Genomic DNA, 25,020 nt, shown 5'->3' with positions numbered 1-25,020 from the left:
CTCCATGAGTCTCCGGCTCGTCGGATCGTCATTGCCGAGGAAACGGATCATGTCGCCGTACGATTCGATCGCGATCCGCTCGGCGACGAGATCTTCCCGGATCATGTCGACGAGCGAGACGCCTTCCTTGTATTCGGAATGGCTGCGGGTGGCGAGCCCGTCCGGGTTGTAGTTCGGTTTCCCGTCGAGCTGCGTGATCCGCTCCGAGATCATGTCCGCATGCTGCTGTTCCTCGGTCGCGTGCTCGAGGAATTCCTGCTTGACCGACTGCGAGTTGATCCCTCCCGCCATGAAGTAGTGGTACTTGTACCGGAGAACGCACACGATCTCCGTCGCGAGCGCTTCGTTCAGGAGCCGGATGACCGTCTCGCGGTCCGCCCGATACCCCTCGGTGACCGCGCCCTTGTCCATGTGCTGACGGGCGCGCCGCCGGATCTCCTCGATGTCGCTCACGAACGTGCCGCGGGCGGCTTCCGTTTCCTTCTGTTTCGTCGGCATTTTGCTGTAACCCCTTTCCGCCGCAAGGGCACGCAATCTTCACGCCAATCGATCCCCCGGCGCAATTCCGCCGGGCCGCTCGTTGTTAGAATGAAGTGAGATGGCCCCCACCGCGGCGCTCGCCGTCCCCGTCGACCTCGAAAGCGAGATCCTCCGTCTCAAGAAGGAGAAACGGGCGATCCTGCTCGCCCATTACTACCAGGAAGCCGAGATCCAGGACGTGGCCGATTTCGTGGGGGATTCCCTCGATCTCTCGAAAACGGCCCAGAAGACCGATGCCCGGATGATCGTTTTCGCCGGCGTCCGCTTCATGGCCGAAACGGCGAAGATCCTGAACCCCTCCCGCAAGGTCGTCGTTCCGGACCTCGCGGCGGGGTGCTCGCTCGAAGATTCCTGCCCGCCCGACGCGTTCCGCGCGTTCCGCGACGCCCATCCGGGCGCCGTCTCGATCACCTACATCAACTGCTCCGCACGCGTGAAGGCGCTGTCGGACATCATCTGCACCTCCTCGAACGCCGAAAGGATCGTGCGGTCGATCCCGGCCGATCGGGAGATCCTGTTCGCTCCTGACCGCCATCTCGGCGCGTGGCTCGAGAAGAAGACGGGACGGCGGATGGTCCTGTGGCCGGGAACCTGCATCGTGCACGAGCAGTTCTCGGAACGCGAGCTCGTCCGGCTCAAGGTCGCGCACCCGAAGGCGAAGATCGCCGCCCATCCGGAGTGTCCGGAAGCCATCCTGAAGCACGCCGACCACGTCGGGTCGACGAAATCGCTCCTTCGATACGTCACCGAGAGCGACGCCCCCGAGTTTCTCGTGGCGACCGAGCCCGGGATCCTCCACCAGATGGAGAAGAACGCGCCGGGAAAGACGTTCATCCCGCTTCCCGCCGACACGTGCGCCTGCAATCTCTGCCCGTTCATGAAGAAGAACACGCTCGAGAAGGTCTACGCGGCGCTCCGGGACGAGCGGCCGGAGATCATGATTCCGGAAGACGTCCGGGTCGGCGCCGAGCGGGCCCTGCAGCGAATGCTCGAACTCAGTTAGGCCGGCGGGGCGATCCATCCAACCGGACGGGTGCGGGCGATCCGGTCCGCCTTCGCACGGCTTCGGCGGATGGAAGCTTCGAACGAATCCCGAACCGAGGTTGTGAGATCGATCCGCCATCGCTCGTGAGAGCGGCGGGCATCGGGCTCCCACTGGCCGCGGCGACCAGGCCCGAGCAGCCTCCCCCGCGCGAACCCGCCTTCCAAGCCCTCTCCCCGCGCCCCCGTCTCGCCATGGGCTCACGCCTCGCCCGCCTCGGGAGGGCCCCCCGCTCCCCGCCCCGGATTAAGATTCCCACGTGTCCGATCCCCATTCCTGCCCGAAATCCGGCGAGGAAAAGTACCGACTGCTCCTGCAGGTGTCCGAGGCGGCCAACGCGCAGCGGGACCTCGCCGCCGTCCTCGAAGCCGTCGCGAGGGCGCTGAAGCCGTTCGTTCCCGTGGACGCGATCGCCGCGATCACGATCGAAGGAGACGTCGCGCGGACCCATGCCATCCACATCGAGGGCGTCGAGCGGCGGCCGGGCGAGCCGGTGGAAGAGACGATGGCGCGCGCGCTCGACATTCCCCGGGACCGGCTCGATGCGGTTCACAGCGGGTTTCCCCTGCGCGGCACCGGCACCGAGTACGTCGGCCGGACGCGCAAGGCGTACGTCTCGCAGGATCTCGAGGAGGACCGTCTCTTCGCGGAAGACGAGCGCCTCCTCTCCTACGGCGTGCATTCCTACGTCCGCACACCACTCTTCGTGCGCGATCGCCAGATCGGATCGATCGCGTTCGCGCGCATCGCCCAGAAACGCTTCACGCCCGACGAAGCGGAGCTCCTGGAGGAGGTTTCCCGCCCGATCGCGACCGCGGTCTCGAATTCCCTCGCCTTCGCGGAGATCGCGCGACTGAGGGACCGGCTCGAGGAAGAGAACCTGGTGCTGAAGGAGGAGATCGACCAGGAGTCGATGTTCGAGGAGATCGTCGGCACCTCGACGGCCCTCCGGAACGTCCTCTCCCGCGTCGAGAAGGTCGCGCGGACGGAGTCCACGGTCCTGCTCTGCGGCGAGACCGGCACGGGAAAGGAGCTCGTCGCGCGCGCGATCCACCGGCTGTCCCCCCGCTCGTCGCGGGCGCTCATCAAGGTCAACCTCGCCGCGCTCCCCGAGGGGTTGATCGCTTCCGAGCTCTTCGGCCACGAGAAGGGCGCGTTCACGGGCGCGCTGCAGCGCCGGATCGGGCGATTCGAGCTCGCCGCCGGCGGAACGCTCTTCCTCGACGAGGTCAGCGAGCTCCCCTCCGAGATGCAGGTCGCGCTCCTCCGCATTCTCCAGGAGGGGGAGTTCGAACGGGTCGGCGGCAGCCGCACGCTGCACACGGACGCGCGCGTCATCGCGGCGACGAATCGCGATCTCCGCGCGGCGGTCCGGGAGGGCGCCTTTCGCGAAGATCTCTACTATCGGCTGAACGTCTTCCCGATCGAAATCCCTCCTCTCCGCGAGCGGCGAACGGACGTTCCGATCCTCGTCGAATACTTCGTCGCCCGGCACGCGGCGCGGCTCGGAAAGAGAATCCGGCGCGTCGAGAAGAAGACGATGGATCTCTTCCTCGCCTACCCGTGGCCCGGAAACGTCCGCGAGCTCCAGAACGTGATCGAGCGCGCCGCGATCCTGACCGAAGGCGACACGCTGCGGGTGGAGGAGAGCGCGCTCGCCCGGGAAACGGGCGCGCCCGTCACCGGCGGCTCGCTGCCGACGAGCCTCCAGGGAGAAGAGAAGAAGATCATCGAGGCCGTCCTCGCCCAGACGCGCGGCCGGGTCGCCGGTCCCTCCGGCGCGGCGGTCCGGCTTCGAATCCCGTCGACGACCCTCGAATCGAAGATCCGGAAGCTCAAGATCGACAAGCACCGGTTCCGCTCGACCATCTCCCATTAATCACGAAATTTCGCAGATTCACGGGGATGGCGGCGAGAGTGATCTCATTATCTCAATATCTTCCCGCCACTTAGGCGTCAGCCCTGCTGGCATGCGTCTTGATCCCGGAAGCCGCGTGCTCAAGATCGAAAAGACCGCCGAAACCGCCGCCCGCGTCACGTTCTTTCTCTCCGGCCGCATCTCCGACGACCAGGTCGCCGAGCTCGAGCGCATCGTGCGGGAGTCCCGGCGCTCCGGGCGGCAGGTCGTTCTGGATCTCGAAGGCGTCGGGATCGTCGATCGCGGCGCCGTCCGGTTCTTCCTCGACGGCGAGGGCGCGCGAGCGAAGCTCCTCCACACCCCCGTGTACGTCGCCGAATGGCTTCGCACCGAGGAACGGAGGAGCGCGAAGTGAAGCGTGCCGCGCTCCTCGTCGCGGCGCTGCTCGCCGCGGCCGCCGCGCGCGGAGAAACGCTCACCCTGACGCTGTCCGACGCGATCGACCGCGCGCTCGCGGAAAGTACCGCGTCGAAGATCGCGTCGCTCGGCATCGACGAGGCGCGCGCCGCCGCCGCGCGCGCGAAGACGGCGCTGAACCCCCGCGTCGACGCGGTGGTCTCCGACGTCAACCAGAGCCTGAACCTGCAGACCTTCGGCCTGACGTTCCCCGGCGTTCCTCCGATCGTCCCCCCCTTCAACGTGTTCGACGCGCACATCGCCGCGTCGATGAACGTCATCGACGTCGCCGCGCGCCGCCGGGTCGCCGCCGCCCGCCAGCAGATCCGCGTGAGCGAATCGGAACGGGAACAGTCCGACGCCGACGTCGCGTCCGCGGTCGCTTCGCTCTATCTGACGATCCGCCGCACCGAATCGCTCGTCGACGAGACCCGCGCGAACGTCGACCTCTTCGAGAAGCTCCGCGGGCAGGCGGCGCACGCGCAGGAAGTCGGGACCGGAACGCGGCTCGACACGACGCGGGCGGACGTTCAGCTGTCGCGCCAGCGGCAGGCGCTCCTCGTCGCCGAGACGCAGCGCGACGTCGCCCGTCTGGCGCTCCTCCGGGCGGTCGGCGCCGACCTCGCGGACACGCTCGTCCTCGCCGGTCGTTTCGAGCCGCCGGCCGGCGAGCTCCCGACGCCGGAAGCGGCGATCGCCGCCGCGCGGAAGCAGCGTCCCGACCTCCGGGCGCTGGACGAGAACCTCGTGGCCGCGCGCCTGTCGCTCGCCGCCGCGCGGGGAGAGCGCTGGCCCCGGCTCGCGGCGCAGTTCCAGGGCGGGTACAACGGCAACTATCTCGGCGACCTCTCGTGGACGCGCATCGTCGGCGGATCGCTCGCCTTTCCCGTCTACTCCGGAGGAGAGATCGCCGCCCGCATCGAGGAAGCCCGGCTCCAGGAGCGTTCTCTCGAGATCCGCCGGGACGACCTCGATCGGCGAATCCAGGAGGAGGTCCGCCGCGCTCTCCTCGCGTACCGGAGCGCGGTGAGCCGCTCCGCGCTCGCCGGCGAAAACGCGCGCCTCGCCGCGGACGAGCTCCGGTTCGCGACCGACCGCTTCGTCAACGGCGTCGCTTCCGGGATCGAGGTCGACAACGCCCAGACGAGCGTGACGGCGGCCCGCGACGCGAGGGAGGCCGCGCTCGCCGACCAGGAGCAGGCCTGGATCGAGCTGAAGCACGCGACGGGCGAGATCCGCGACGTCGCCGGCAAGGAGAACCCGTGATGGAAGAACCGCTCAAGAAGTCGCCTCACGCTCCGGAGTCGCCGCGGGAGGCCGCCCCGCGCCGCCGACGCCGGCGGTTCGTTCCCTGGCTCGTCGCGGCCCTCGTGGTCGGCGCCGGGGCGATTTACGGGATCCGCACGATCGCTTTCTACCGTCACCACGCGAAGACGGACGACGCCCAGATCGAGGGGCACATCGATCCCGTTCTCCCCCGCGTCTCGGGCTACGTGACCGAGATCCGCGTCGACGACAACCAGCGCGTCTCCGCGGGAGACGTCCTCCTGAAGATCGACACCCGCGACATCGAAGCGCGAATCCAGACGGCCGAGGGCGCGCTCCAGAATGCCCGCGCCCAGGTCGCGGTCGCGCGCGCGAACGTCTCCGCCGCCGAGACGGCGCGGAGCCGGACGGCGAGCGATCTCGGGCGGTACGCGGCCCTTCGCGCCAAGGAGGAGATCTCGCAGCAGCAGTACGACGAGGCGCGGGGAGCCGCCGACACCGCCGCCGCCCAGCGAAACGCCGCCGCCCAGGCGGTCGCGGCCGCGCAGGCGCAGGTCGCGCAGAAGCAGGCCGATCTCGACCTCGCCCGCCTCCAGCTCGCGTACGCGACGGTCACCGCTCCCTCTTCGGGAATCGTCTCGAAGAAGAACGTCGAGGTGGGAGAGCTCGTCCAGTCGGGACAGCCCCTCATGGCCATCGTCCAGGACGCCCGCGTCTGGGTCGTCGCCAACTACAAGGAGACGCAGCTCCGGCGGATGCGTGTCGGCCAGCCGGTCACCTTCGAGGTCGACGCCTACCCGAACCACGTCTTCCACGGCCGGGTCGATTCGTTCGCGGCCGCGACCGGCGCCAAGTTCTCGCTGCTCCCCCCGGACAACGCGACCGGGAACTTCACGAAGGTCGTGCAGCGCATCCCCGTGAAGATCGTGCCGACCGACCCGCCCGATCCGCGCTACCCGCTGCGCACGGGTATGAGCGTCACGACGATCGTCGACCTCGGCTGACCCGGCCGCATGTCGGAGCACGGCGCCCGCAAATGGATCATCACGATCACGGTGATCCTCGCGTCGCTCATCGAGCTGATCGACACGTCGATCGTCAACGTCGCCCTCCCGCAGATGATGGGGAACCTCGGGGCGACGCTCGACGAGGTCGCCTGGGTCGTGACCGCCTACGTCGTCGCCAACGTCATCGTCATCCCGATGACGGGATGGCTCTCGTCGCTCTTCGGCCGGCGGAATTACTTCGCCGGGTCGATCGTCCTCTTCACGATCGCCTCCTTCTTCTGCGGGCACGCGACGGGGATCTGGGAGCTCGTCGTGTTCCGGTTCGTCCAGGGAGTGGGCGGCGGCGCGCTCCTGTCGACCTCGCAGTCGATCATCGTCGAGACGTTCCCGCCGGAGGAGCTCGGCCTCGCCAACGGCCTCTTCGGACTCGGCGTCGTCGTGGGGCCGACCATCGGGCCCACGCTCGGCGGCTGGATCACCGACAATTACAACTGGCCGTGGATCTTCTACGTCAACATTCCGATCGGAATCGTCGCGACGTTCCTCACGCTCACGTTCATCCACGACCCGAAGGAAAAGCACCATCTCGGACGCGTCGACTGGGCCGGGATCGCGCTCCTCGTGCTCGGCATCGGGTCGCTCCAGGTCGTGCTGGAGCGCGGTGAGCGCGAGGACTGGTTCTCGGCGCCGTACATCACCGTCCTCGCGGTCGTCGCGGCGATCGGCGTCGTGGGGTTCGTCTGGCGCGAGCTGACCGCGGAGCACCCGGTCGTCAACCTCCGGGTGCTCAAGGACCGGTCGCTCGCGGTCGGGACGCTCTTCACGTTCATCCTCGGCTTCGGTCTCTACTCGTCGGTCTTCATCTTCCCCGTCTTCATCCAGAACCTCCTCGGCTTCACCGCGATGCAGACCGGCCTGATCCTCCTGCCGGGGGGGATGGCGACGGCGATCATGATGCCGGTCGTCGGCAAGGCGCTCCAGCGCGGATTCCCGCCGCAGATCATGAACGCGCTCGGCTTCATCTCCTTCTTCGTCTTCACCCGGATGCTCTCGCATTCGACGCTCGATTCCGGGCGCTCGGATTTCTTCTGGCCGCTGATCTTCCGCGGCGTCGGGCTGGGCCTCCTCTTCGTGCCGCTGACGACGCTCGCGCTCTCGAACCTGCGCGGGCGCGACATTCCGCAGGGAGCGGGGTTGACGAACATGATGCGCCAGCTCGGAGGGTCGTTCGGGATCGCGCTCATCGCGACGTACATCCAGCATCGCTCCGCGACGCACCGCCAGAACCTCCTGACGCACGTCTCGGTGTACGACTTCGCCCTGCGCCAGCGGCTCGCCGCGATCACGTCCGCGCTCGTCGGGCGCGGCTCGCCGCTCGCCGAGGCGAAGCGGCAGGCGGCGGGCGCGATCGAGGGGATCGTGACGCGCCAGACGTTCCTCCTGACCTACATGGACGCGTTCCGGATCGTCGGCGTCTTCTTCCTGCTGTGCATTCCGCTGCTGCTGCTGTTCAGGCGGGGACGCGGCAAGCCCATCTCCGCGCCTCTGCATTGAGGGCGGGCGCGGTTTCGAATGTGTGCCTCCGAGCGCCGTGAACACGACAGTCACACAAATAGTCAGTCACAGTCAGGGTTTTCGACGAACAGGGCATCGGCATCAGGCGGCGGGCGTGCGATCCGATACAATCGATCGGGTGAGGAGGACACTTTGGCAAAGACGAACGTATTCACGATCATCGAAGATTTGAAGTCCGGACTGGACGATCTGGTCGAGGCCCTCGAACCTCTCGCGAGAGTCGCCGTCAAGGAAACCCGGCGCGGCATCAAGCGGGGACGCAAGGCGACGCGGAAGATCGTCAAGAAGAACCTTCCGAAAGCCACGCGGCAGCTTCGGGTCCTGCAGGCCCGATACATGACCCTGGTGCGCCGGCTGTCGAAGGTCCAGAAGGAGCAGGTCAAGAAGCTCCGAAAGACGAAGGGCTACAAGGAAGCCCTGAAGTTCGCCGCGCGTCTCGCCCGCTGAGGCGGAACCGCTCGTGGCAACCCGGAGGCGCCTCGTGAGTGCCGGCCGGCTCGTTCGCTGCATCGGAGCCGCGCTCGTGCTCGCGAGCGGCTCCGGTGCGGTCTCGGCCCAGTTGCCGGGCGATGATCCCGCGTTTCACCCGGACGGCTTCCACTGTCCGCCGGAGGCGCCCCCGGGCGCCGATTTCGACCAGGCGATCGCCTGGATCGAATTCCCTCGTTTCGGGCTGCTCGCCCCCGTTTACCAGGGAACCGCCGAGTCCGAGCTCCGCCGCGGTGCGGGGCTCGTCGACGGCACCGCGCTCCCCGGCGTGCCGGATCGGCGCCGCAACTGCGTGATCGCCGCCCACCGCACCTCGTACTTCTCCCCGCTCGAGTCCGCCGTCGCCGGGGACGTCTTCTCGCTCATCACCGGGGCGGGCGTGGACGATTACGTCGTGGAGCGCGTCCTCGTCGTGACTCCCGATCACGTCGAGCTCGAACGGCCCACCCGGACCCCGAAGCTCACGCTGGTCACCTGCACGCCGTTCAACTATCTCGGGCCGGCTCCCGACCGCCTCGTCGTGATCGCCTCGAAGCGCGGACGCGAGGCGAAAACGGGGCGACACGCAAAAAAAAGGACGCCCGGTCGGGCGTCCCATCGTCGCTCGAACAGCGTTCAGCGATAGGGTTCGACGGTCACGACCGTGTGTCCGCTGGCGTCGACCGTCTGCTTCACCCGCACGCGGCTTCCCACCGCGACGGAGTTGTCCATCGTCGGCGAGCCGCTGATGTCGAAGGTCTGCGTCCGGCCGTTGGCCATCGTGATCACGAGCGTGTGGCCGGCGTCGATCGTCTTGACCGTCCCGGCGTAGGTCCGCGGCGCCATCGTCGACGACCCGTAGGTCGAGCCCGTCGTGCCGTAGGTTCCGCTCGTTCCCGACGTTCCCGTGCTGCCGGTCGCGCTTCCGCTGGTGCTTCCGGTCGTCGAGCCGTAGGTGCTCCCCGACGTGCTGCCGGTCGAGCCGCTATCCGTGTTGTTGGTGGTCGACGAGCTCGTCGACGAAGTCGGGGTTCGATCTTCGTCGCCCTTCTGGGGGCTCGTGGAGCTCTGCGCGAAACCGGCCGCCGCCACGAGAAGGGCGGCGCCGAAAAGCGTCGTATTCAAAGGATTCTTCATTTCTCAACCTCCGTCTGAAACCGCTGGAACCGGGATTGGCTCCGCTATTCGAAGGAGCACTTTCCGTGCCACGGATATCCCGCAAGAGCTGCCTTTCCAATGATTTCCGCGCACAACCGGAAAGGAGGAAGAAGGCACTTCCCACCCGCCTGCCGGCAGCGATCTTGCTGCGAATTCGGTGGAGGTGAAACCCATGTGTGAACACGAAGGCTGTCATTGCCGGGAAACGGGAGTCCAGAGAGGCGGAAAGAAATTCTGCAGCGATTCGTGCGCCGACGCGCAGACGACGGGGCGCCACGGCCGACACTGTCCGTGCGGCCATTCCACCTGCGCGAGCGCGTGATGGCGAAGACCGGCAAGCCGTCTCGCGAATCCGCCGCCGCGGAGAAACCGTTTCCCGCCGGGCGCGCGGCCCGCCCTCAGGCGGACGGAGATTCCGATTTCGCCGGCGACCGAAGCGCCGCGGCGGAGGACGTCGCGCAGGCCGACGCCCCCGAGAACGACGGCTGGAGCGGAGCCGAGGACAACGTCGAGAAACGCCGTCCCGGCTCCGCGACTCCGGCCCCATCCGATCCTCACCACCGCGGCGACCGCCGAACCTGACCGCCGGGGCGCCGCGGGATTCGAGGGCTTGGAGAAACGCTTCTCCGCCGGATAGAGTCGGCGGCCGAGGAGACAAAGGATGAAGAGAAAAGCTTCGGCGGTGTGGAACGGCAGCCTCAAAGAGGGAAGCGGAAAGATCTCGAGCGACAGCGGCGCGCTGAAGGAGACGGCCTACTCCTTCGGGACCCGCTTCGAGAACGGCGCGGGCACCAATCCCGAGGAGCTGATCGCCGCCGCGCACGCGGGATGCTTCAGCATGGCGCTTTCGGGACAGCTCGGCGCGGCGGGGATGACCGCCGACAGCATCCGGACGTCCGCGACCGTCACGATGGAGAAGCTCGAGGCCGGCTGGACCGTGACCGCGGTCCATCTGGACGTCACGGCGAAGGTTCCGAACGCGGACCGCGCGAAGTTCGAGACGGCCGCCGCCAACGCGAAAACGGGCTGCCCCATTTCGAGGCTGCTCAAGGCCGACATCACGATGGACGCCCGCCTCGAGTAGGGCTGCGGGGATGCGTCGGACGAATACGGGCGCGTGCCGCCCGGCCCCCGGCTCTCGTTCGCGCCTCGTCGCGCCATCCCGCCCGAGCCTGCGGCTCGCCGATTCGACCCTCCGACGTCGAGGACGCCGTGGGCGGCCGTTCGAGGCCCGCGCCGCGCTTGATTTCCCTTTTTCCGTCGGTACAATTCGAGGTCTCGTATCGTTCTGCCGCTTCTGTGAGGCACTTGCTGAACTCCTGAACGATGCATTGCGAGAACCTGTTGCGGCTTCGACCGGCGGCTGCATCGGGAATCGAGGAGCCGGGGCCGGCGCGTTCCGGCCGATGAGGATTCGATGAAACTCTACGTGGGGAACCTCTCCTACAACACGACCGAGGACGAGCTGCGCGAGCTCTTCGGCGCCTACGGAAATCCCGACTCCGTGAAGATCATCATGGACCGGGAGACCGGGCGCTCGAAGGGTTTCGGCTTCGTCGAGTTTTCCGACGACCAGGCCGCCAAGTCGGCGATGTCCGCGCTGAACGGCCGCGATCTCGGCGGACGGGCGCTGACCGTCAACGAGGCCAGGCCCCGCGAAGAGGGCGGGGGCGGGCGCGGAGGCCGCGGGCGGTACTGAGGACGAAGCCTCTCTCCCGACGACCCGGGGGGCGGAAATCCGCCCCTTTTCTTTTCCCCCCGCATACAATTCGCGCATGCCGACAAACGCCGATCTTCTTCGGGACATTCCTCTGTTCCAGACGATGGACGACGACGAGCGGGCCGCCGTTGCCGCGCTCACCGAGGAGGCGCACTTCTCCGCCGGCGAGCGCCTCTTCCACGAGCACGACCTGGGGGGAGTCTGCTACGTTCTCCGCCAGGGACGGGTGGAGCTCTCGGTCGTCGATGAATCGGGGGAGAAGCTCGTCGTCGACGTCGTGGAGCCCGGCGAGCTCTTCGGCGAGCTCTCTCTGTTCGACGGCGGGAACCGCTCGGCCGGTGCGGTGGCCCTGACCGACGTCGAAGCCCTCGTCCTCGAGCGAGACGAGTTCCTCGATTTCCTGAAGCGCAAGCCCGACGCGGCGCTCGACGTGCTCGCTGCCTTGACGAAGAGGATCCGCCGCGCCGACGCTCTCCTGAAGCATCGGATCCAGAACCCGAACGAGATCATCCAGGAGCGCGAGACCGTCGGGAACCGCATCGCCGACGCCGTCGCGGCGTTCGGTGGCAGCTGGAAGTTCATCATCCTCTTCCTCTCGATGATGCTGGTCTGGATCACCGCGAACATGGCGGCGAAGAAGAGCTGGGACCCGTACCCGTTCATCCTGCTGAACCTCGTGCTCTCGATGCTGGCCGCCCTGCAGGCCCCGGTCATCATGATGAGCCAGAACCGACAGGACGCGAAGGACCGGATCCGCAGCGAGGCGGACTACGAAATCAACGTGAAGGCGGAAGTGGAGATCGCGGAGCTCCACGAGAAGCTCGATCGGCTCTCGGGCGAGCTCCGACTCGCGCTCGCGAGACCGTCGGGCGCGGCGAACGGCTCGCGGACCTCGTTGCCGTCCTGACCGCCGAGGAGCGTCGCGGGCAGGGTCGGGCGGCGGCGCCGCGGCTCCTCGAACGAGCGATCCGACCGGGCCGCCATCATCTGCCGACTCCCCTCCCGCCGGCGCGACGCCGCCGGCACCCGTTCAATCGCTCTCGGTCTTCATCGCCGGAAAGAGGCTGAAGGAGCTCGATGCGATTTCCGAACGGATCGGCCAGGTAAACGCGGACGCAGCCGGCCAGCGGCTCATCGTCCATGACCGGGACATTCGCCCGGCGGCAACGCTCGACGAGCCGCGCCAGATCGCGAACCCGGAACGCCGGATGAGCCTTCGTCGCCGGCCGGAAATCGACATCGACGCCGAGGTGGAGCTGTCGGGAACCGACGGCGAACCACACGCCGCCCCGTCTCGCCAGGCTGGCGGGTTTGGGCAGCTCCCGGAGGCCGAGGATTCCGCCGTAGAAATCACGCGCCCTTTCTTCTTCGCCCTCCGGGATGGCAACCTGGACGTGATCCAGATCCCGGATGGTCATCGATGTGTCCGCCGACGCGGAATAACGGGCGACGGCGACGCCGGATGGGGCATGGAGACAGCGCGGGGCATCGCCTAGGTCATCGCCTCGACGAATTCCGCGCTGGAGAGGACCGTCGCTCGGCCCGGAAGCATCTTTTCGAGGAGGCAGGCGTGGAGGTCTCGGTCCAGGTCGGCGCAGCAGTCCCCGACGACGACCAGGCGGTAGTCGGCGTCGGAAGCCTCCAGTGCCGTGGAGAGCACGACGCCGCTCGTGGCGATGCCCATGAGGACGAGCGTATCGATGTCGTTGGCACGCAGGATCTGGTCGAGGTCCGTCCCGGCGAACGCGCTGACGCGGTGCTTCGTGATCACGACGTCGTCCCCCCGGGGAGCCACGGCGGAGTGGATCTCTCCCGTTGGTCCGGAAAACAGCTTCTGGTGTTGCGCGGACTGCTTGACGGCGCCGAAGAGCCGATTGCGGGAGCTGACCTCGGGCAGACCGGCCCGGAAACCGACCCTCACGTGGATGACCCTCATGGCGGCGGCACGAGCGCAATCCAGCACGCGAACGACTCGCGAAAGGAAGTCGTCCGGGTCCTTGACGTAAATGGCCACGATCGCCGACTGGAGGTCCATGCTGAGGACGGCGGTTCGCGCCGGATCGAAACGCGGCGCCTCAGCCATTCTCCCTTCCCCGGCGGAGTCGAAGGGTACCGCACGCCATTCCCCGCGAAGAGATGGAGGGGGGCCGGCCGGTCATGCGCGACCGTGGCCGTCGATGGCCGCCGACTTTCGCTCGATCGGCCACTCGGCAAAAGCGAACATCCACAACCCCAGGACGTTGAAAATCGGCAAGAGAAAGACGAGGGCATACCATCCCGAGTAGCCGGTCTTCGTGAGAATGCGCCACGTCGGAACGAATATCACCGCGCCGACCACGAGACTGGTCGTGGCCAGAACCGTGAGGACATGAAGGTTGAGCGAAGCCAGCATGAGATCACCTCCCTCTGGATTTCGCCGCCGGATGGCGGGAATTCGGCGGCCCGCACCCGGCGCCCCGCCCGCGCCCACGAGATGTTCCGCGTGATGACGATCGCCGCCGAGGGACTCCGGCGGCCAGTGCCGGGAGGAAGGCCCGACGGCCGGCTCGGGCGACTCCCCCTCGTCTCCCGCGGGTCCGCGAATCTGCTCGTCGCCGCAGATCGAAAATGGTTGCCTTCACCTCGATCGGCCATGGGCGCGGGAGGCGTTGAGCGCCACCGCCGCGCGAACGAGAGCCTTCAATGCCTTCTCGTCGATCTTCTCTCCCTCGCGAATGTCGATGGCGCGCCGGGTGTTGCCGTCGAGGCTGGCATTGAAGAGGCCGGATGGGTCCTCGAGGGCCGCCCCCCTGGCAAAGGTCATCTTCACGACGCCCTTGTACGTCTCGCCGGTGCAGATCAATCCGTCGTGAGACCACACCGGAACGCCGCGCCACTTCCACTCCTCGACCACCTGGGGGTCGGCTTGCCTGATCAGGTCGCGGAGCCGGGAGAGCATCCTGCCCCGCCAGTCGCCCAGCTCCTCGATCCTCTCGTCGATCAGCCGGGATGGAGACTTTCCTTTTCGAGACTCGCTCGTCGTCATGGTGTTTTTCTCGTTCCTTTCCCCGTGGCCCACGAGGACTCGACGACGATCACGGGCGCGGTCGCCCGATCCCGTACCCCCCAATCCCATTCAAGGCCTTGCAAACACCCGCGACGATTCTCCTCGGTTCCCGAACGAGGGTGATTCGGCGGCGAGGCCGCCGCAACGAGAGGTTCGGGCCCTGAGATCATTTTAGACCGGCCGCCAGGGCCGCGGCGCGATTCGCGGTATCCGTTAATCCGTTGGCAGACGCGATGACGTGCGTTCTCCAAGATCGAGCCCTGCCCCCGGGGCGGCGCCGTGAGTCCCCCGCCGAAGGCTCGAGTTCGTCGCGGCGTGGCACCCGTCTCACCGTTCTCGTCATCGGTGAACGGCGAGGCCCGGGACATCGCGCCGGCAAAATCCCGGAAACTTTTCGCTGCTCCCTGCGTCAGAGGGAACAGAGGGGGTCACGATGAAGCCTCGCTTTCTCTTCCCCGTCCTGGTTCTTGCCGCCGCATCAACGGTTTCCGCCGCTTCCCGCGTCGAACGGACGCTCAAGCTCGAACCCGGCGGCACGTTCCGGCTCGATTCCGACGTGGGCGCCGTCGTCGTCCGGGGAAAGGCCGGGTCGGGAGCTCACGTCGTCTTCGACTCGAGCCGGAGCGACCTCGAGGAGGTCCTGCGATTCGACTTCGACGAAAAGCCGGGAGAGGCGTCGGTCACCGCCAAGTACCGGCATCACTCGTGGTTCGACGGGTTCCACGGACGCGTCGACGTGAGCGTGGAAGTTCCCTCCGACACCGCCGTCGACATCCACACCGCCGGCGGTTCGATCCGTCTGTCGGCGCTGAAACGCCCCGCCAAGCTCCGCACTTCCGGGGGGAGCCTCACGGTCGACGACCTTTCGGCGGACCTCGACGGGGACACCTCGGGCGGCTCCGTCCACGTGCACGACGTCGCCGGCAAGGCCCGGGTACGGACCTCCGGCGGATCGATCGAAGCGGGGCGCATCCGGGGATCGCTCGATGCGGAAACCAGCGGAGGCTCGGTGCGGATCGACAGCGTCACCGGCGACCTCAAGGCGCACAGCTCCGGCGGTCCGATCCGCATCTTCGACGCGGGCGGGCGGGTCGAGGCCGACACGTCGGGGGGCGGAGTCGAGGTCGCGTTCGCGAAGGGAAACGGCCTCGGCGGCCGGATCGAGAGCTCCGGCGGAGGGATCACCGTCTCGCTCGATCCGTCGGTGCACCTCGAGATCGACGCGCACGCCGAGCGCGTCGAGAGCGATCTTCCGCTCATGACGCACGGCGCCTACTCCCGCGAGTCTCTCCATGGAACCCTGAACGGAGGCGGCCCCTCGCTTCGTCTCGACACGAGCGGCGGCTCGATCCACATCCGGTCGCTCTGACCGTCGCGCGGAGGGGCCGGCGGGACGTCCGCCGGCCCCGGAACACGATTCGTGTATTGTCTGGACCCCCCGGGGCGACGTCCCGTCCCACCCGTGAATCTCGACCCGCGACTCGGTGACTCGCGACTTGCGACTTGCGACTTGCGACTCGGTGACTCGCGACTCGTGTCCCCCGATTACCGGCCCCGCTGGCCCCCGAATTGCTCTAATCTCCCGTAATGATCAAGCCCTTCCTCTCGTTCGCGCCTCGACGCGACGTCGTCGATCTCGTGCTGCCGCGCCGCACGTTCGACGACGTGATCCTTCCGGAGAGCACGCGCCGCGCTCTCGAGGAAGCGCTCGTCCAGATCGACAAGCGCCACCTGATCTTCGACGAGTGGGGGCTCGGAGAACGGCACTCGACCGGCATCGCGCTCGCCTTCCACTTCGCGGGGCCGCCCGGGACCGGAAAGACGATCTGCGCGGAGGCCGTGGCGCACGCGATCGGCCGCCGGCTGCTGAAGGTTCGATACAGCGAGATGGAGAGCGCGTTCGTCGGCGAGAGCGGGAAGAACGTCGTCTCCGCGTTCCGCCAGGCGCGGGAACACGATGCCGTTCTCTTCTTCGACGAGGCCGATTCGATCGCCGCGCGCCGGTTCGCGAACCTGTCGCAGGGCTACGAGCGCGAGGCGAACCTCACGGTCAACGTGCTGCTGTCGGAGCTCGAGCATTACCCCGGCGTCGTGATCTTCGCCACGAATCTCGCGGCGAACTTCGATCCCGCGTTCGAGCGCCGCGTGCGCACGCACATCCTGTTCGAGCTGCCCAGGGCCGCCGAGCGGGAGAAGATCTGGCGGGCCCAGATCCACCCCCAGAAGACGCCGCTCGCGGCGGACGTCGACTTTCGCGCGCTCGCCGAGCGCTGGGAAGTGTCGGGCGGAGACATCCAGAACGCGGTGCTCAAGGCCGCTCAGGCGGCCGCGGCGGAAAAGGGACGCGACCGCGCCAAGGCGATCGCGCAGAGGCATTTCGTGGCCGGGATGGAGGCGGTCGTCGCCGCGAAGAACACGATGCGCCAGTCGGTTTTCGTCGACGGCGCATCGGGAGCATCGTCGTCTCCGGGACGGATCGACGCGATCGAGCAGGCGCTCGGCGAGCTCCGCAGCGCGATGGGCCGGGGCACCGCCGGAGGCCGGCGCGCGACGGCCCTGCTCCTCGCGCTGGCGCTCGGCGCCGCGGCCGCCGCGGGCTGGGCGGTGGCGGCCCTGCACCTCTTCCGGTAGAGTCCGCGCGGGAGAAACCCGATGAACCCCGAGGGATTGGATCGCCGCCGATTCCTGGCGCTCGCCGCCGCCGGTTCCGTTCTTCCCGGCGCGGTCGCGGCGGCTTTCGCGTCGCCCCGGCGGCTGCTGCAGCGCAACGGTTACCCGACCGACGCCGAGACTCCCCTCGAGCTCCTGACCGACTACATCACGCCGAACGATCTCTTCTTCGTGCGCCATCACTGGAATCCCGTGACGGTCGATCCCGCGACGTGGTCGCTCGCCGTCGACGGCGAGGTCGACCGGCCCCTGCGGCTCACGCTCGCGGAACTCCGGGCGATGCCCGCGGCCTCGGCGACCTGCGTCCTCCAGTGCGCCGGCAACGGCCGCGGCCTCCAGTCCCCTCCGGTTCCCGGCGTGCAGTGGAAGTACGGCGCCGTCGGGAACGCCCGCTGGACGGGAGTGCGCGTGCGCGACCTGCTCGACCGCGCCGGAGTCCGCCCGGCCGCCCGGCACGTCCACACGTTCGGCGCGGACGTTCCGCCCGGAAAAGTCCCCCCGTTCCACCGCAGCGTCGAAATCGAAAAGCTCGCCGCCGACGGGATCGTCGCGTACGAGATGAACGGCGAGCCCCTCGCGCATCCGCACGGCGCGCCGGCGCGGCTCGTCGTGCCCGGATGGGCCGGAGATCACTGGATGAAATGGCTCGGCCGGCTCTCTCCGCAGCCTCTCGCGCAGACCGGCTTCTACATGGACACCGCGTACCGGTATCCGAAGTCTCCCGGCGCCCCCGGAGCGCCGGTGAAGCCGGAGGACACCGTTCCGGTCACCGAGCTCTTCGTCAAGTCGAACTTCACTCGGGTTCCTTCGGGAGCGCGCGTCGGCCGGCCCGTCGAGCTGGGAGGGTTCGCGTTCTCCGGCGCGCCGGACGTCGCGCGCGTCGAGGTGAGCGACGACGCGGGAGGATCGTGGAAGACCGCCGCACTCGAATCGCGCCACGATCCGTTCGCCTGGCGGCTCTGGACGTTTCGCTGGACTCCGTCGAGGCCGGGCGACGCTTCGCTCCTGTGCCGGGCGACCGACGCGCGCGGGGCGGTTCAACCGAAGGAGGGCGCGTGGAATCCGAGCGGGTACCTCCAGAACGGCTGGCACTCCGTCACCGTCCCGGTGAGCGCATGATCCGGCGACTCCTCGCCGCCGCGCTGGGAACGGCGATCGCCGGGGCCGCTCACGGCGCTCCGCGCCACGCCGTCGCGCCGCCGCCCCGACCCCGGGTTTCCGCGGCCGCTCTCCCGATCCTCGGAACGCAGCTCTCGGAGTTTCCCGCCGGCGAGGGGAAGGCCGTCGCGGACAAGGCCTGTCTCCAGTGCCACTCGGCCGACATGCCCCGCCAGCAGCGGCTCACGGACAAGCAGTGGACGGCGGAAGTCGAAAAGATGATGCGCTGGGGCGCCGAGATAAGCCCGGAGGAGAAGGCGGCGCTGATCGGTTACCTCTCGGCGCATTTCGGCCCCGCCAACGACGCGTTCGTTCCCGTCGAGGTCGCGCCCCTGTCGGCATCGCGCGCCGCGCACTGACGCGCGGATCCCCGTTCCCGGGCGGGATGGCACGTCCCGTGCTATCGACACGGAACGGAGGGGCCATGCACGAACACCGCCGATTCACCGGCTCCGGAACCGTTCTTCTCCTCGCCGCCGCCGGGCTCGTGGCGGGCTGCCGCAAGGAAACAACGCCGAAGCTCGAAGTCAAATCCCAGTCCACGGAAACCGTTCCGGGCGGCCGACGGGTCACGAAGACCGAATCGACGCAGGTCGGCTCGACGCTCGTGAAGGAAACCCAGACCACCGCCTCGGGAGCGGCCGGGTCCGGAAAGACCGACGTCAACACGTACGTCGGAACCGTCGTTTCGTATACGGCGGGACGCTCGATCGAGGTCCTCACGGGAGAGAGCGACCACCACCGGGTGGATCTCACCGGGAAGGACACGACGGTCGACGCGGAACCGGGCATCGCGATCGGAAACCGGGTCCGCCTGGTCGAGTCGCACGACTCGCAGGGCCGGCGTAACGTCACGATCTCCGCCGTTCGCTGAGTCCGGCCCGGCAACACCCGGGATTCTTCAGAAAGCGGGCGACCGCTCCTTGAATGCGATAATCGCGGTCTCGGAAGGAGGTCCGCGTGAAGATCGTTGCTGGCGCTCTCCTCTTCACCGCCGGAGCGGCGGCGGCGCTCGCCCAGGCGCCGACCCCGGTTCCCCCGCCCGCGGCGGCACCCGCGGCGGTCAATCGGGGAAAGCTCGAGTCGCTCCACGACGCCGGTAAGGCTTTTCAGCAGGCACTCGCCGACCCCAACGCGACGATCTCGCAGGTCGCGGACCTGCGCCACAAGCTCGAGCACGAAGTGACCCGCCTCGACGGGGCGACCGAGTCGCCGACCGAGCAGCGCATCGTCACGCTCTACGAAATCGCGGCTCGCACCTACGACGACGCGCGAAACCGGTTTCTCACCGAGAAATCCCGGGAACACTTCATCGCGGAGGTCAAGCAGGTGGACGCCGCGCTCGGGGAGGCGGACACGCTCTACCAGTCCGCGCCGGCCGTCGGCGCCGCGCCGCCCGCCCCCGCTTTTCAACCTTCCGTTCCGGTCGCGCCGCCGCCGACCAGGAAGCGCCCGCCCCTCGAGACGGTGCCCGTCCCCGCGCCGGAGCGGGTGCCTCCCGGACCGCCCGTGCCGCCCCCTCCTCCGCCGGCTCATTCGCCGGAGCCGCCCACGCATGCGCCCGTTCCGATCGCGCCTCCGCCGTCGCTCACGGCATCCGCTCCGCCGCCGTCGCCGGTTTCCGCGCCTCCGCCGAGCCCTGCGCCGCCCCCGCCCGCGAGGCCGGTTCCGCCGCCCGCTCCGCAAGCGCCTGCGCCCGCGACCGCCGCTCCTCCCCCGGTGACGCCCCCTCCGAGCGCCGTTCCGCCGAGTGCGCCGGCTCCGGCGCCGTCCCCCGCTCCGCCCGCCGCGGTTCCTCCACCGCCTTCGGCCCCGCCGGCGGTCGTTCCTCCGCCGGCGGCTCCGGTTCCCGAGCCGCCGCCTCCGGCAGAAGCCCCCTCGCCCGCGGTCTCCGCTCCGCCCGTGTCCGCGGTTCCTCCGCCGCCGCCGACTCCGTCCGCGGCGCCGGCTCCGGCCGAATCACCGGCCGCGGCACCGGAAAGGCACGTCGGTCCCCCGATCGTCTCCCGAGGGCCGATGCCCGGAACCCCGAACGCGGTGAGAAAGGCCGCGAACAAGCTTCGGATCGAGACGAACGCGGCCGCCGTCGTCGACCGCTGCTCGCTTCTCGGAGAAGTGACGACCGGAGACGTCAAGTCCGGCGTCTACGAGATCGGCGGACACAATTTCCTCTACGAGGACGCGATGGAGCTCGCCCGCCTGAAAGTCGTGGAGTCGGGGGGCGACACGCTGCTGGTCAGGCAGAGGTCGAAGAAGAACGTCGTCGGCGACGCCTACGTCTGCAAACGGTAGCGGGCGCGGACCCGTTCCGTCGCGGAAGCCCCGAAGGATCCGCGGCCTCTACTCCGCGGGGGGAGGAGCTTCCCGGGCGATCGTCAGGGTGGTCTGACCCCGGGAGTCCACCGTCTTGATGACGGTGACCTGATCGCCCACAGCGAAGTCGGTGTCGCCAGCGATCCGTGCCTTGGCAAGATCGAACGAGCGGGAGCCGTCGGCGGTCGTCAGGACGAGAGATCTTTCGGGCTCGTACGACTGGACGGTGCCCGTCGTCTTTTCGGGCGTTCCGGGAGGCTCGTCCGGTGTCTTCGGGCGCTGGATGTCGGCCGGCGGTTTGAACGGCGGAGCGTCGGGAGGCTTGACCTGAGCGAACGCGAGGGTTGCGGCCGAAGCCGCCACCAGCTCGACGATCCATGCCGCTCGCCGCATGCGACCACGGCCTGCATTTCGCGTGCCCGACACGGCGGCAGAACCTCGCGCGCGGGCGTCGCGCATCGTGTTCGGCGCGACGACGGAACTCGCGAGGCGGGTGCGAGAAGGGCCCTCGGAGCCGGCGACACGCGCGGGCCACGCGGACGCGTCGCGCGGCGCGTGACGGTTGCCGCGGCAGAAACGCGGTCCGATCCGCCACGTCGGTTACGACGATAATCCGGCCATGGTAGACGTCTCTCCGTCGGAGTTCGAGGAACTCGTCGCGGAAGCTCTCGACGAGATCCCGGACGAGTTCCAGTCGCATCTCGTCAATACTCTCGTCACGATCGAGGCCCGCCCGACGCGGCAGCAGCTGGAGGGCCTGGGAGTCGGCCGCGGGCGGACGCTCCTCGGCCTGTATCACGGAACGCCGCTGACGCTTCGGGATTCGAATTTCGCGGCGCTCCCGGACACGATCATCCTCTTCCGCGAGCCGATCCTCGCCGCGAGCCGGTCTCGCCGCGACGTCGTCCGCCAGGTGAAGGACACGGTCGTGCACGAGGTAGGGCATTTCTTCGGGCTGTCGGACAAAGACCTTCCTTAGTCGTCTTTGCGTGTTCGGCGCCGTGTCGATTCCGAGCGAATCGGATCCCCGCATCGGCACTCGCGACGAGAACGCACGCCGCCGAGGCGCGGCCGGACGCGAAGGCTACCGCAGAAAATCGAGCAGCAGCGCGGCGTACTCCTTGGGATGCGTCAGCTGCGGCGCGTGTCCCCACGCGTCGACGAGCTCGTATCGCGCCTGCGGCAGAGCGTCGGCGTGGATCTTTTCGGTGATCCGCTTCAGGTGCTTCGGACTCCGTCCGCCCTCGGAGATCAGCACGGGTCCTTCGAACCGGGAGAGCGCCCGGCGGTCGAGATCGTACGCGGCCGGCTGGGCGCGCTCACCGAGCCAGCAGCGGATGTTCGCGATGAAGACTTCCCTCTGCTCTTCGGAGAGAGACTTCCATCCTCCCGAGCCGAGGGCGAGCTCGTCGACGAATCGGCGCGCGCCGCCGGGAACGTCTCCCCGCTCGACCTGCTCGAGGATCTCGCCGCCGATCCGAAGGAGCTCCTCGAGCACCGGCAGCTGTTCCAGGTCCTCCACGAGATAGAAGATCAGCGGCGGCTCGTGCACGGCGAGGGATCGGACGAGCCGGGGCTCGCGCGCCGTGAGCCTCAGAGCGATGAGCGCCCCGAACGAGCTCCCGACGACGTGGCACGGCGCGAACCCGGTCGCGCCGAGGAGACCGGCGAGATCCGACACGTCCATGTCGATGCCGGCCCCGGATCCGGTGGGAACGCTCTGGCCGTGTCCGCGCCGGTCGTACGTGAGCACGCGGAACGACGGCGAGAGCTCCGGCACGACCTGGTCCCACGTCGTTCGATCGACGCTCGATCCGTGGACGAGGACGACCGGCGGCCCGCTCCCGGTGATCTCGTAGGCGAGATCGGCGCCATCGACCGCGACTTTCGGCATGCTTCTGACGCGAATGGTACGCCCACGGGGGGCGGAATCAACTCGCCCGGGAGCGAAAGAGGGTGACGAACCGGTCGAGCTCGCGCCGATCGAGGTCGGAGACCGCCCAGAACGCCAGATCCCCCTCCCTCCAGCCGGCGAAGTGAAAACCGTTCCAGTCGCGGGAAATCGCCTTCGGCGCCCCTTCCGCGGGCCGGACGTACACGTCGATGACGTGGCGGCGGCGGGAATAGACGAGCGCCGCGGCCGGCCGACCCGCGACCGCGTCGAGCCTTCCGCCGACGATCGGAAATCCCTCGACGGAGAGATCCGGAACGGGCGGCGAGAAGTCGAGCTTGCCCGCGAACCACGGCTTGACGGTATGGCGGTCGCTCGACGGCACGTCCGTCAGCTTTTCGGCCTGGAGCGCTCGCACGTGGCTCCCCGCGAGCTCCGCGGCGAGCGCGTCGGCGCGGACCGATCTCTCCCGGTAGCCGGCGACCGCGACGCCGAGGAGGAGTCCCGCGGCGAGCGGGAACGCCCATCGCCCGACGGCGGATCGCCGAGGCGTCCGCCGCCGGGAGAATGCGACGCTCCGGACGAGCCCCCCGGGAGCGACGTGAACGAGCGCGGGATCGCGGAGGGCGGCGCCGAGCCGTCCGTAGACCCGTTGCCGGGCGGCGCACGTCTCGCACGTCGCGAGATGCGCGGCGAACTCGGCGCGTCGATCGGCCTCGAGCTCGCCGTCGAGCCAGGCGCCGAGCGTGGCCGGACCTTCGGAGCAGGGCATCAGCGTTCCTCCGGTTCCGAGAGATCGCGCACGAGACGCTCCCGCGCGCGGGAGAGCCGCGACATGACGGTGCCGATCGGGATTTCCGCGACGGACGCGATCTCCTTGTAGGAGAGCCCCTCCTGCTCCCGCAGGACGACGACTTCCCGAAGGGCGGGCGGAAGCCGCTCGAGAGCGCCTCGCACCCGTTCCGCCGACGCGGCGCCGATCGCGAGCCGCTCCGGATCGGGAGCTTCTTCCGCGGCGGGATGGATTTCCTCGTCGAAGGGCTCGGCGTGGCGCTCGGGCGCCGCGCGCGACAGCCACGTGACCGCGGTCCTCCGCACGATCGTGAGGAACCACGCCCGGCCGTTCTCTCCCCGGAATCCCCCGAAGAAGCGCCAGGCGCGGAGCGCGGCCTCCTGCACGACGTCGCGCGCGTCGTCGTCGTTTTTCGTCAGCCAGCGGGCGAGGTTGTAGCCCGACGGCACGTGCGGCAGGACCGCCTCGTCGAAACGGGATGCGTCGTCGCTGTCGTCCACGCGCGTTCTGCTCTTCGGCTCGTTTCCGGCGAGCGAGATTGTAATCGCCGACACCCGGCCCTCCGCCGTCCAGACCGCTCTCCGAAGTCTTTTATTCCGTCGCCGCCGGAACGGAATACACCGCCGCCGAAGCCGGTCTGATGCGCGGAGGGAAACCGGATGAGGAACACCGATCGCCGTTCGTTCCTGAAGATCGCGGGCATTTCCATCGGCGCCGGGGCGCTCTACCGCGTCGCCCCGCTCCTCGGGGCGGGCCGGGAGGGCGCCGGACTTTCGCGGGCGCTCCGGGAGGCCAACGGAGAGCCGCTCCGCCCCTTCTCCTTCGTCCAGCTCTCGGACACGCACGTCGGCTTCGAGGGCCCGCCCGATCCCCTCGGCACGCGCGCGTTCGAGCGGGCGGTCGAAACGATCAACGCGCTCCCGGAGCCGCCGGAGCTCATCCTGTTCACGGGCGACCTGACGCACGACACGGAGGACCGCCGGGAACACGCGGCCCGCCTGAAGCGGTTCCGGGAAATCGCGGGGAAGCTCTCCGTCCAGGCGATCCACTGCGTCCCGGGGGAGCACGACGCGGCGCTCGACGGAGGCGCCCTCTTCCGGGAGTCGCTCGGGCCGACGTCGTACTCCTTCGATCACCGAGGGGTCCACTTCGTCGGTCTCGACAACGTGTCGAGAGGGAAACCGGAGATCGGGAAGGAGCAGCTCGCCTGGCTCGAGAGGGACCTCTCCCGCTTCGGCCCGTCCGCGCCGATCGTCGTCTTCACCCATCGTCCCCTCTTCGACCTGAAGCCGGAATGGGAGTGGTTCACCGACGACGGCGACGCGGTGATGAACCTCCTGGCGCGGTTCGAGAACGTCACCGTGCTGTACGGGCACATCCACCGCGCCGACCACCGACGGATCGGCCGCGCGGATCACCACGCCGCGCGCTCCCTGGTCTTCGCGTTTCCCGATCCGGAGTCGGGCGCCGAGAAGAAGCCTCTTCCGTTCCGGAAGGAGCGCCCGTTCGCGAACCTCGGAATCCGCCGGATCGCGGCGCCGGGCGCTCCGGGGGCGCTCTCGATCGACGACGTCGAGCTCTCCGCGGCGGAGTTTTCCGGAACCGCGGGGATTCAGCAGCTTCTCAAAGGAGGGTCATTCGCATGAGCATCGCCCGATTCGTTTCGTGCACCGCCGTGACGGCGGCGCTCCTGGCTTCCGCGTCGGTTCGCCGCGCATCGGCGGACGCTCCCGCTCCCCGGGTCGTCGAAGTCACCGCCCGGCGATTCGAATTCACGCCGGCGGCGATTCGGCTCCGGAAGGGAGAGACCGTCACCCTCCGCCTCCGGACGCTCGACGTCCGCCACGGACTCTTCTCCCGGCCGCTCGGCATCGACGCCGAGTTCGAGCCGGGGGCGGCCCGCGACGTGACGATCACGCCCCGCGAGACGGGAACCTTCGTCGTCATCTGCGACCGTTTCTGCGGCTCGGGGCACGGGAACATGAAAATCGCCGTCGTCGTGGAATGAGGCCCGTCGCGCCCGGCTTCGCCTTGGCGAAGCTTTCGCCGCGATCTCCCG

31 protein-coding genes are annotated in these 25,020 nt (G+C 68.6%); 21 read left to right on the top strand and 10 right to left on the bottom strand.

The features are described 5' to 3' along the window. A partial coding sequence (locus VFS34_05545; protein ID HET9793908.1) for a ferritin-like domain-containing protein occupies positions 1–498 on the bottom strand: 498 nt, incomplete at its 3' end. Between the two features lie 100 nt (positions 499–598). On the opposite strand from VFS34_05545, the gene nadA reads away from it, so the two are divergent. The 8 genes from nadA to VFS34_05505 all read left to right on the top strand — a co-directional run bounded on the left by nadA (position 599) and on the right by VFS34_05505 (position 8,858). Beyond that, positions 599–1,543, top strand: a complete 945-nt coding sequence (gene nadA, locus VFS34_05540; GenBank protein HET9793907.1) for a quinolinate synthase NadA — start codon at positions 599–601, stop codon at positions 1,541–1,543. Between the two features lie 298 nt (positions 1,544–1,841). Further along, a complete protein-coding gene (locus VFS34_05535; protein HET9793906.1) occupies positions 1,842–3,461 on the top strand; it encodes a sigma 54-interacting transcriptional regulator in 1,620 nt (539 codons plus the stop codon). Positions 3,462–3,576: 115 nt separating this feature from the next. Further along, complete coding sequence (locus VFS34_05530; GenBank protein HET9793905.1) at positions 3,577–3,855, top strand: hypothetical protein; 279 nt, start codon at positions 3,577–3,579, stop codon at positions 3,853–3,855. After that, entirely contained in the window at positions 3,852–5,162 is a 1,311-nt protein-coding gene (locus tag VFS34_05525) for a TolC family protein (GenBank protein HET9793904.1), read from the top strand. The genes VFS34_05530 and VFS34_05525 overlap by 4 nt, the downstream gene beginning before the upstream one ends. Then, positions 5,162–6,166, top strand: coding sequence for an HlyD family secretion protein (locus tag VFS34_05520; GenBank protein HET9793903.1), 1,005 nt, complete (start codon positions 5,162–5,164; stop codon positions 6,164–6,166). Before VFS34_05525 ends, VFS34_05520 begins: the two co-directional genes overlap by 1 nt. A 9-nt stretch (positions 6,167–6,175) precedes the next feature. Beyond that, positions 6,176–7,723, top strand: a complete 1,548-nt coding sequence (locus VFS34_05515) for a DHA2 family efflux MFS transporter permease subunit (protein HET9793902.1) — start codon at positions 6,176–6,178, stop codon at positions 7,721–7,723. Positions 7,724–7,876: 153 nt separating this feature from the next. Then, entirely contained in the window at positions 7,877–8,191 is a 315-nt protein-coding gene (locus VFS34_05510; GenBank protein ID HET9793901.1) for a hypothetical protein, read from the top strand. A 34-nt stretch (positions 8,192–8,225) separates the two neighbouring features. Continuing rightward, positions 8,226–8,858 carry a class D sortase gene (locus tag VFS34_05505; GenBank protein HET9793900.1) on the top strand — a complete coding sequence of 211 codons (633 nt, stop codon included), beginning with the start codon at positions 8,226–8,228 and terminating at the stop codon, positions 8,856–8,858. Here the strand turns inward: VFS34_05505 and VFS34_05500 are convergent. Further along, entirely contained in the window at positions 8,849–9,349 is a 501-nt protein-coding gene (locus VFS34_05500) for a hypothetical protein (GenBank protein ID HET9793899.1), read from the bottom strand. The genes VFS34_05505 and VFS34_05500 overlap by 10 nt on opposite strands. 312 nt (positions 9,350–9,661) lie before the next feature. Between VFS34_05500 and VFS34_05495 the strand changes: the two genes are divergently transcribed. The 4 genes from VFS34_05495 (at position 9,662) to VFS34_05480 (ending at position 11,997) form a co-directional block, all read left to right on the top strand. Then, positions 9,662–9,952 carry a hypothetical protein gene (locus VFS34_05495; GenBank protein ID HET9793898.1) on the top strand — a complete coding sequence of 97 codons (291 nt, stop codon included), beginning with the start codon at positions 9,662–9,664 and terminating at the stop codon, positions 9,950–9,952. 79 nt (positions 9,953–10,031) lie between these two features. Continuing rightward, on the top strand, positions 10,032–10,454 hold the full coding sequence (locus tag VFS34_05490) for an OsmC family protein (protein ID HET9793897.1): 423 nt from the start codon (positions 10,032–10,034) through the stop codon (positions 10,452–10,454). A 333-nt stretch (positions 10,455–10,787) separates the two neighbouring features. Next, the gene (locus tag VFS34_05485; GenBank protein HET9793896.1) at positions 10,788–11,069 is read left to right on the top strand and encodes an RNA-binding protein; all 282 of its coding nucleotides are present in this window, start codon (positions 10,788–10,790) and stop codon (positions 11,067–11,069) included. A gap of 76 nt (positions 11,070–11,145) precedes the next feature. Then, entirely contained in the window at positions 11,146–11,997 is an 852-nt protein-coding gene (locus VFS34_05480; GenBank protein ID HET9793895.1) for a DUF1003 domain-containing protein, read from the top strand. Between the two features lie 76 nt (positions 11,998–12,073). On the opposite strand, the gene VFS34_05475 is transcribed toward VFS34_05480, so the two are convergent. The 4 genes from VFS34_05475 to VFS34_05460 all read right to left on the bottom strand — a co-directional run bounded on the left by VFS34_05475 (position 12,074) and on the right by VFS34_05460 (position 14,115). Continuing rightward, positions 12,074–12,508, bottom strand: coding sequence for a VOC family protein (locus VFS34_05475; GenBank protein HET9793894.1), 435 nt, complete (start codon positions 12,506–12,508; stop codon positions 12,074–12,076). 74 nt (positions 12,509–12,582) lie between these two features. Next, positions 12,583–13,173 carry an isochorismatase family cysteine hydrolase gene (locus VFS34_05470; GenBank protein ID HET9793893.1) on the bottom strand — a complete coding sequence of 197 codons (591 nt, stop codon included), beginning with the start codon at positions 13,171–13,173 and terminating at the stop codon, positions 12,583–12,585. 72 nt (positions 13,174–13,245) lie between these two features. Then, positions 13,246–13,482: a hypothetical protein gene (locus VFS34_05465; GenBank protein HET9793892.1), complete on the bottom strand. Its 237-nt coding sequence runs from the start codon at positions 13,480–13,482 to the stop codon at positions 13,246–13,248. Between the two features lie 225 nt (positions 13,483–13,707). Beyond that, on the bottom strand, positions 13,708–14,115 hold the full coding sequence (locus tag VFS34_05460; protein ID HET9793891.1) for a DUF1801 domain-containing protein: 408 nt from the start codon (positions 14,113–14,115) through the stop codon (positions 13,708–13,710). A 454-nt stretch (positions 14,116–14,569) separates the two neighbouring features. Here VFS34_05460 and VFS34_05455 point away from each other — a divergent pair, with 454 nt between their 5' ends. The 6 genes from VFS34_05455 to VFS34_05430 all read left to right on the top strand — a co-directional run bounded on the left by VFS34_05455 (position 14,570) and on the right by VFS34_05430 (position 20,256). Beyond that, entirely contained in the window at positions 14,570–15,505 is a 936-nt protein-coding gene (locus VFS34_05455; GenBank protein ID HET9793890.1) for a hypothetical protein, read from the top strand. A gap of 218 nt (positions 15,506–15,723) precedes the next feature. Then, entirely contained in the window at positions 15,724–16,767 is a 1,044-nt protein-coding gene (locus tag VFS34_05450) for an AAA family ATPase (GenBank protein HET9793889.1), read from the top strand. Between the two features lie 21 nt (positions 16,768–16,788). Next, positions 16,789–17,925, top strand: coding sequence for a molybdopterin-dependent oxidoreductase (locus tag VFS34_05445; protein HET9793888.1), 1,137 nt, complete (start codon positions 16,789–16,791; stop codon positions 17,923–17,925). Then, entirely contained in the window at positions 17,922–18,323 is a 402-nt protein-coding gene (locus tag VFS34_05440) for a hypothetical protein (protein HET9793887.1), read from the top strand. Before VFS34_05445 ends, VFS34_05440 begins: the two co-directional genes overlap by 4 nt. 65 nt (positions 18,324–18,388) lie before the next feature. Further along, positions 18,389–18,838: a hypothetical protein gene (locus tag VFS34_05435; protein HET9793886.1), complete on the top strand. Its 450-nt coding sequence runs from the start codon at positions 18,389–18,391 to the stop codon at positions 18,836–18,838. Between the two features lie 86 nt (positions 18,839–18,924). Further along, on the top strand, positions 18,925–20,256 hold the full coding sequence (locus tag VFS34_05430) for a hypothetical protein (GenBank protein ID HET9793885.1): 1,332 nt from the start codon (positions 18,925–18,927) through the stop codon (positions 20,254–20,256). Positions 20,257–20,304: 48 nt separating this feature from the next. Here the strand turns inward: VFS34_05430 and VFS34_05425 are convergent, their stop codons facing one another. Then, positions 20,305–20,670 carry a hypothetical protein gene (locus VFS34_05425; GenBank protein HET9793884.1) on the bottom strand — a complete coding sequence of 122 codons (366 nt, stop codon included), beginning with the start codon at positions 20,668–20,670 and terminating at the stop codon, positions 20,305–20,307. 226 nt (positions 20,671–20,896) lie between these two features. On the opposite strand from VFS34_05425, the gene VFS34_05420 reads away from it, so the two are divergent. Then, the gene (locus tag VFS34_05420) at positions 20,897–21,256 is read left to right on the top strand and encodes a metallopeptidase family protein (GenBank protein HET9793883.1); all 360 of its coding nucleotides are present in this window, start codon (positions 20,897–20,899) and stop codon (positions 21,254–21,256) included. Positions 21,257–21,361: 105 nt separating this feature from the next. On the opposite strand, the gene VFS34_05415 is transcribed toward VFS34_05420, so the two are convergent. From VFS34_05415 to VFS34_05405, 3 genes are read right to left on the bottom strand one after another with little or no spacing between them, the layout of a single operon-like run. Continuing rightward, positions 21,362–22,171 (bottom strand): alpha/beta hydrolase, encoded by an 810-nt coding sequence (locus tag VFS34_05415; protein ID HET9793882.1) that lies wholly within the window; start codon positions 22,169–22,171, stop codon positions 21,362–21,364. Between the two features lie 37 nt (positions 22,172–22,208). Then, a complete protein-coding gene (locus VFS34_05410) occupies positions 22,209–22,940 on the bottom strand; it encodes an anti-sigma factor (protein ID HET9793881.1) in 732 nt (243 codons plus the stop codon). Further along, positions 22,940–23,515 carry a sigma-70 family RNA polymerase sigma factor gene (locus tag VFS34_05405; GenBank protein ID HET9793880.1) on the bottom strand — a complete coding sequence of 192 codons (576 nt, stop codon included), beginning with the start codon at positions 23,513–23,515 and terminating at the stop codon, positions 22,940–22,942. Before VFS34_05405 ends, VFS34_05410 begins: the two co-directional genes overlap by 1 nt. Positions 23,516–23,620: 105 nt before the next feature. On the opposite strand from VFS34_05405, the gene VFS34_05400 reads away from it, so the two are divergent. After that, complete coding sequence (locus tag VFS34_05400) at positions 23,621–24,607, top strand: metallophosphoesterase (GenBank protein ID HET9793879.1); 987 nt, start codon at positions 23,621–23,623, stop codon at positions 24,605–24,607. Continuing rightward, positions 24,604–24,969: a cupredoxin domain-containing protein gene (locus VFS34_05395; protein HET9793878.1), complete on the top strand. Its 366-nt coding sequence runs from the start codon at positions 24,604–24,606 to the stop codon at positions 24,967–24,969. The genes VFS34_05400 and VFS34_05395 overlap by 4 nt, the downstream gene beginning before the upstream one ends. The last annotated feature ends 51 nt before the right edge of the window (positions 24,970–25,020 follow it).

Source organism: Thermoanaerobaculia bacterium (assembly GCA_035717485.1).
In the GTDB taxonomy this organism is placed as follows: domain Bacteria; phylum Acidobacteriota; class Thermoanaerobaculia; order UBA5066; family DATFVB01; genus DATFVB01.
This window is presented reverse-complemented; position numbering and strand designations above follow the sequence as displayed.

What these genes read in the sequence shown, in the direction of transcription:
- nadA (HET9793907.1), top strand. Translation starts at nt 599, where the DNA reads ATGGCCCCCACCGCGGCGCTCGCCGTCCCCGTCGACCTCGAAAGCGAG.
- VFS34_05520 (HET9793903.1), top strand. Translation starts at nt 5,162, where the DNA reads ATGGAAGAACCGCTCAAGAAGTCGCCTCACGCTCCGGAGTCGCCGCGG.
- VFS34_05515 (HET9793902.1), top strand. Translation starts at nt 6,176, where the DNA reads ATGTCGGAGCACGGCGCCCGCAAATGGATCATCACGATCACGGTGATC.
- VFS34_05500 (HET9793899.1), bottom strand. Translation starts at nt 9,349, where the DNA reads ATGAAGAATCCTTTGAATACGACGCTTTTCGGCGCCGCCCTTCTCGTG.
- VFS34_05490 (HET9793897.1), top strand. Translation starts at nt 10,032, where the DNA reads ATGAAGAGAAAAGCTTCGGCGGTGTGGAACGGCAGCCTCAAAGAGGGA.
- VFS34_05485 (HET9793896.1), top strand. Translation starts at nt 10,788, where the DNA reads ATGAAACTCTACGTGGGGAACCTCTCCTACAACACGACCGAGGACGAG.
- VFS34_05480 (HET9793895.1), top strand. Translation starts at nt 11,146, where the DNA reads ATGCCGACAAACGCCGATCTTCTTCGGGACATTCCTCTGTTCCAGACG.
- VFS34_05475 (HET9793894.1), bottom strand. Translation starts at nt 12,508, where the DNA reads ATGACCATCCGGGATCTGGATCACGTCCAGGTTGCCATCCCGGAGGGC.
- VFS34_05470 (HET9793893.1), bottom strand. Translation starts at nt 13,173, where the DNA reads ATGGCTGAGGCGCCGCGTTTCGATCCGGCGCGAACCGCCGTCCTCAGC.
- VFS34_05465 (HET9793892.1), bottom strand. Translation starts at nt 13,482, where the DNA reads ATGCTGGCTTCGCTCAACCTTCATGTCCTCACGGTTCTGGCCACGACC.
- VFS34_05460 (HET9793891.1), bottom strand. Translation starts at nt 14,115, where the DNA reads ATGACGACGAGCGAGTCTCGAAAAGGAAAGTCTCCATCCCGGCTGATC.
- VFS34_05455 (HET9793890.1), top strand. Translation starts at nt 14,570, where the DNA reads ATGAAGCCTCGCTTTCTCTTCCCCGTCCTGGTTCTTGCCGCCGCATCA.
- VFS34_05450 (HET9793889.1), top strand. Translation starts at nt 15,724, where the DNA reads ATGATCAAGCCCTTCCTCTCGTTCGCGCCTCGACGCGACGTCGTCGAT.
- VFS34_05445 (HET9793888.1), top strand. Translation starts at nt 16,789, where the DNA reads ATGAACCCCGAGGGATTGGATCGCCGCCGATTCCTGGCGCTCGCCGCC.
- VFS34_05440 (HET9793887.1), top strand. Translation starts at nt 17,922, where the DNA reads ATGATCCGGCGACTCCTCGCCGCCGCGCTGGGAACGGCGATCGCCGGG.
- VFS34_05435 (HET9793886.1), top strand. Translation starts at nt 18,389, where the DNA reads ATGCACGAACACCGCCGATTCACCGGCTCCGGAACCGTTCTTCTCCTC.
- VFS34_05425 (HET9793884.1), bottom strand. Translation starts at nt 20,670, where the DNA reads ATGCGGCGAGCGGCATGGATCGTCGAGCTGGTGGCGGCTTCGGCCGCA.
- VFS34_05420 (HET9793883.1), top strand. Translation starts at nt 20,897, where the DNA reads ATGGTAGACGTCTCTCCGTCGGAGTTCGAGGAACTCGTCGCGGAAGCT.
- VFS34_05415 (HET9793882.1), bottom strand. Translation starts at nt 22,171, where the DNA reads ATGCCGAAAGTCGCGGTCGATGGCGCCGATCTCGCCTACGAGATCACC.
- VFS34_05410 (HET9793881.1), bottom strand. Translation starts at nt 22,940, where the DNA reads ATGCCCTGCTCCGAAGGTCCGGCCACGCTCGGCGCCTGGCTCGACGGC.
- VFS34_05400 (HET9793879.1), top strand. Translation starts at nt 23,621, where the DNA reads ATGAGGAACACCGATCGCCGTTCGTTCCTGAAGATCGCGGGCATTTCC.
- VFS34_05395 (HET9793878.1), top strand. Translation starts at nt 24,604, where the DNA reads ATGAGCATCGCCCGATTCGTTTCGTGCACCGCCGTGACGGCGGCGCTC.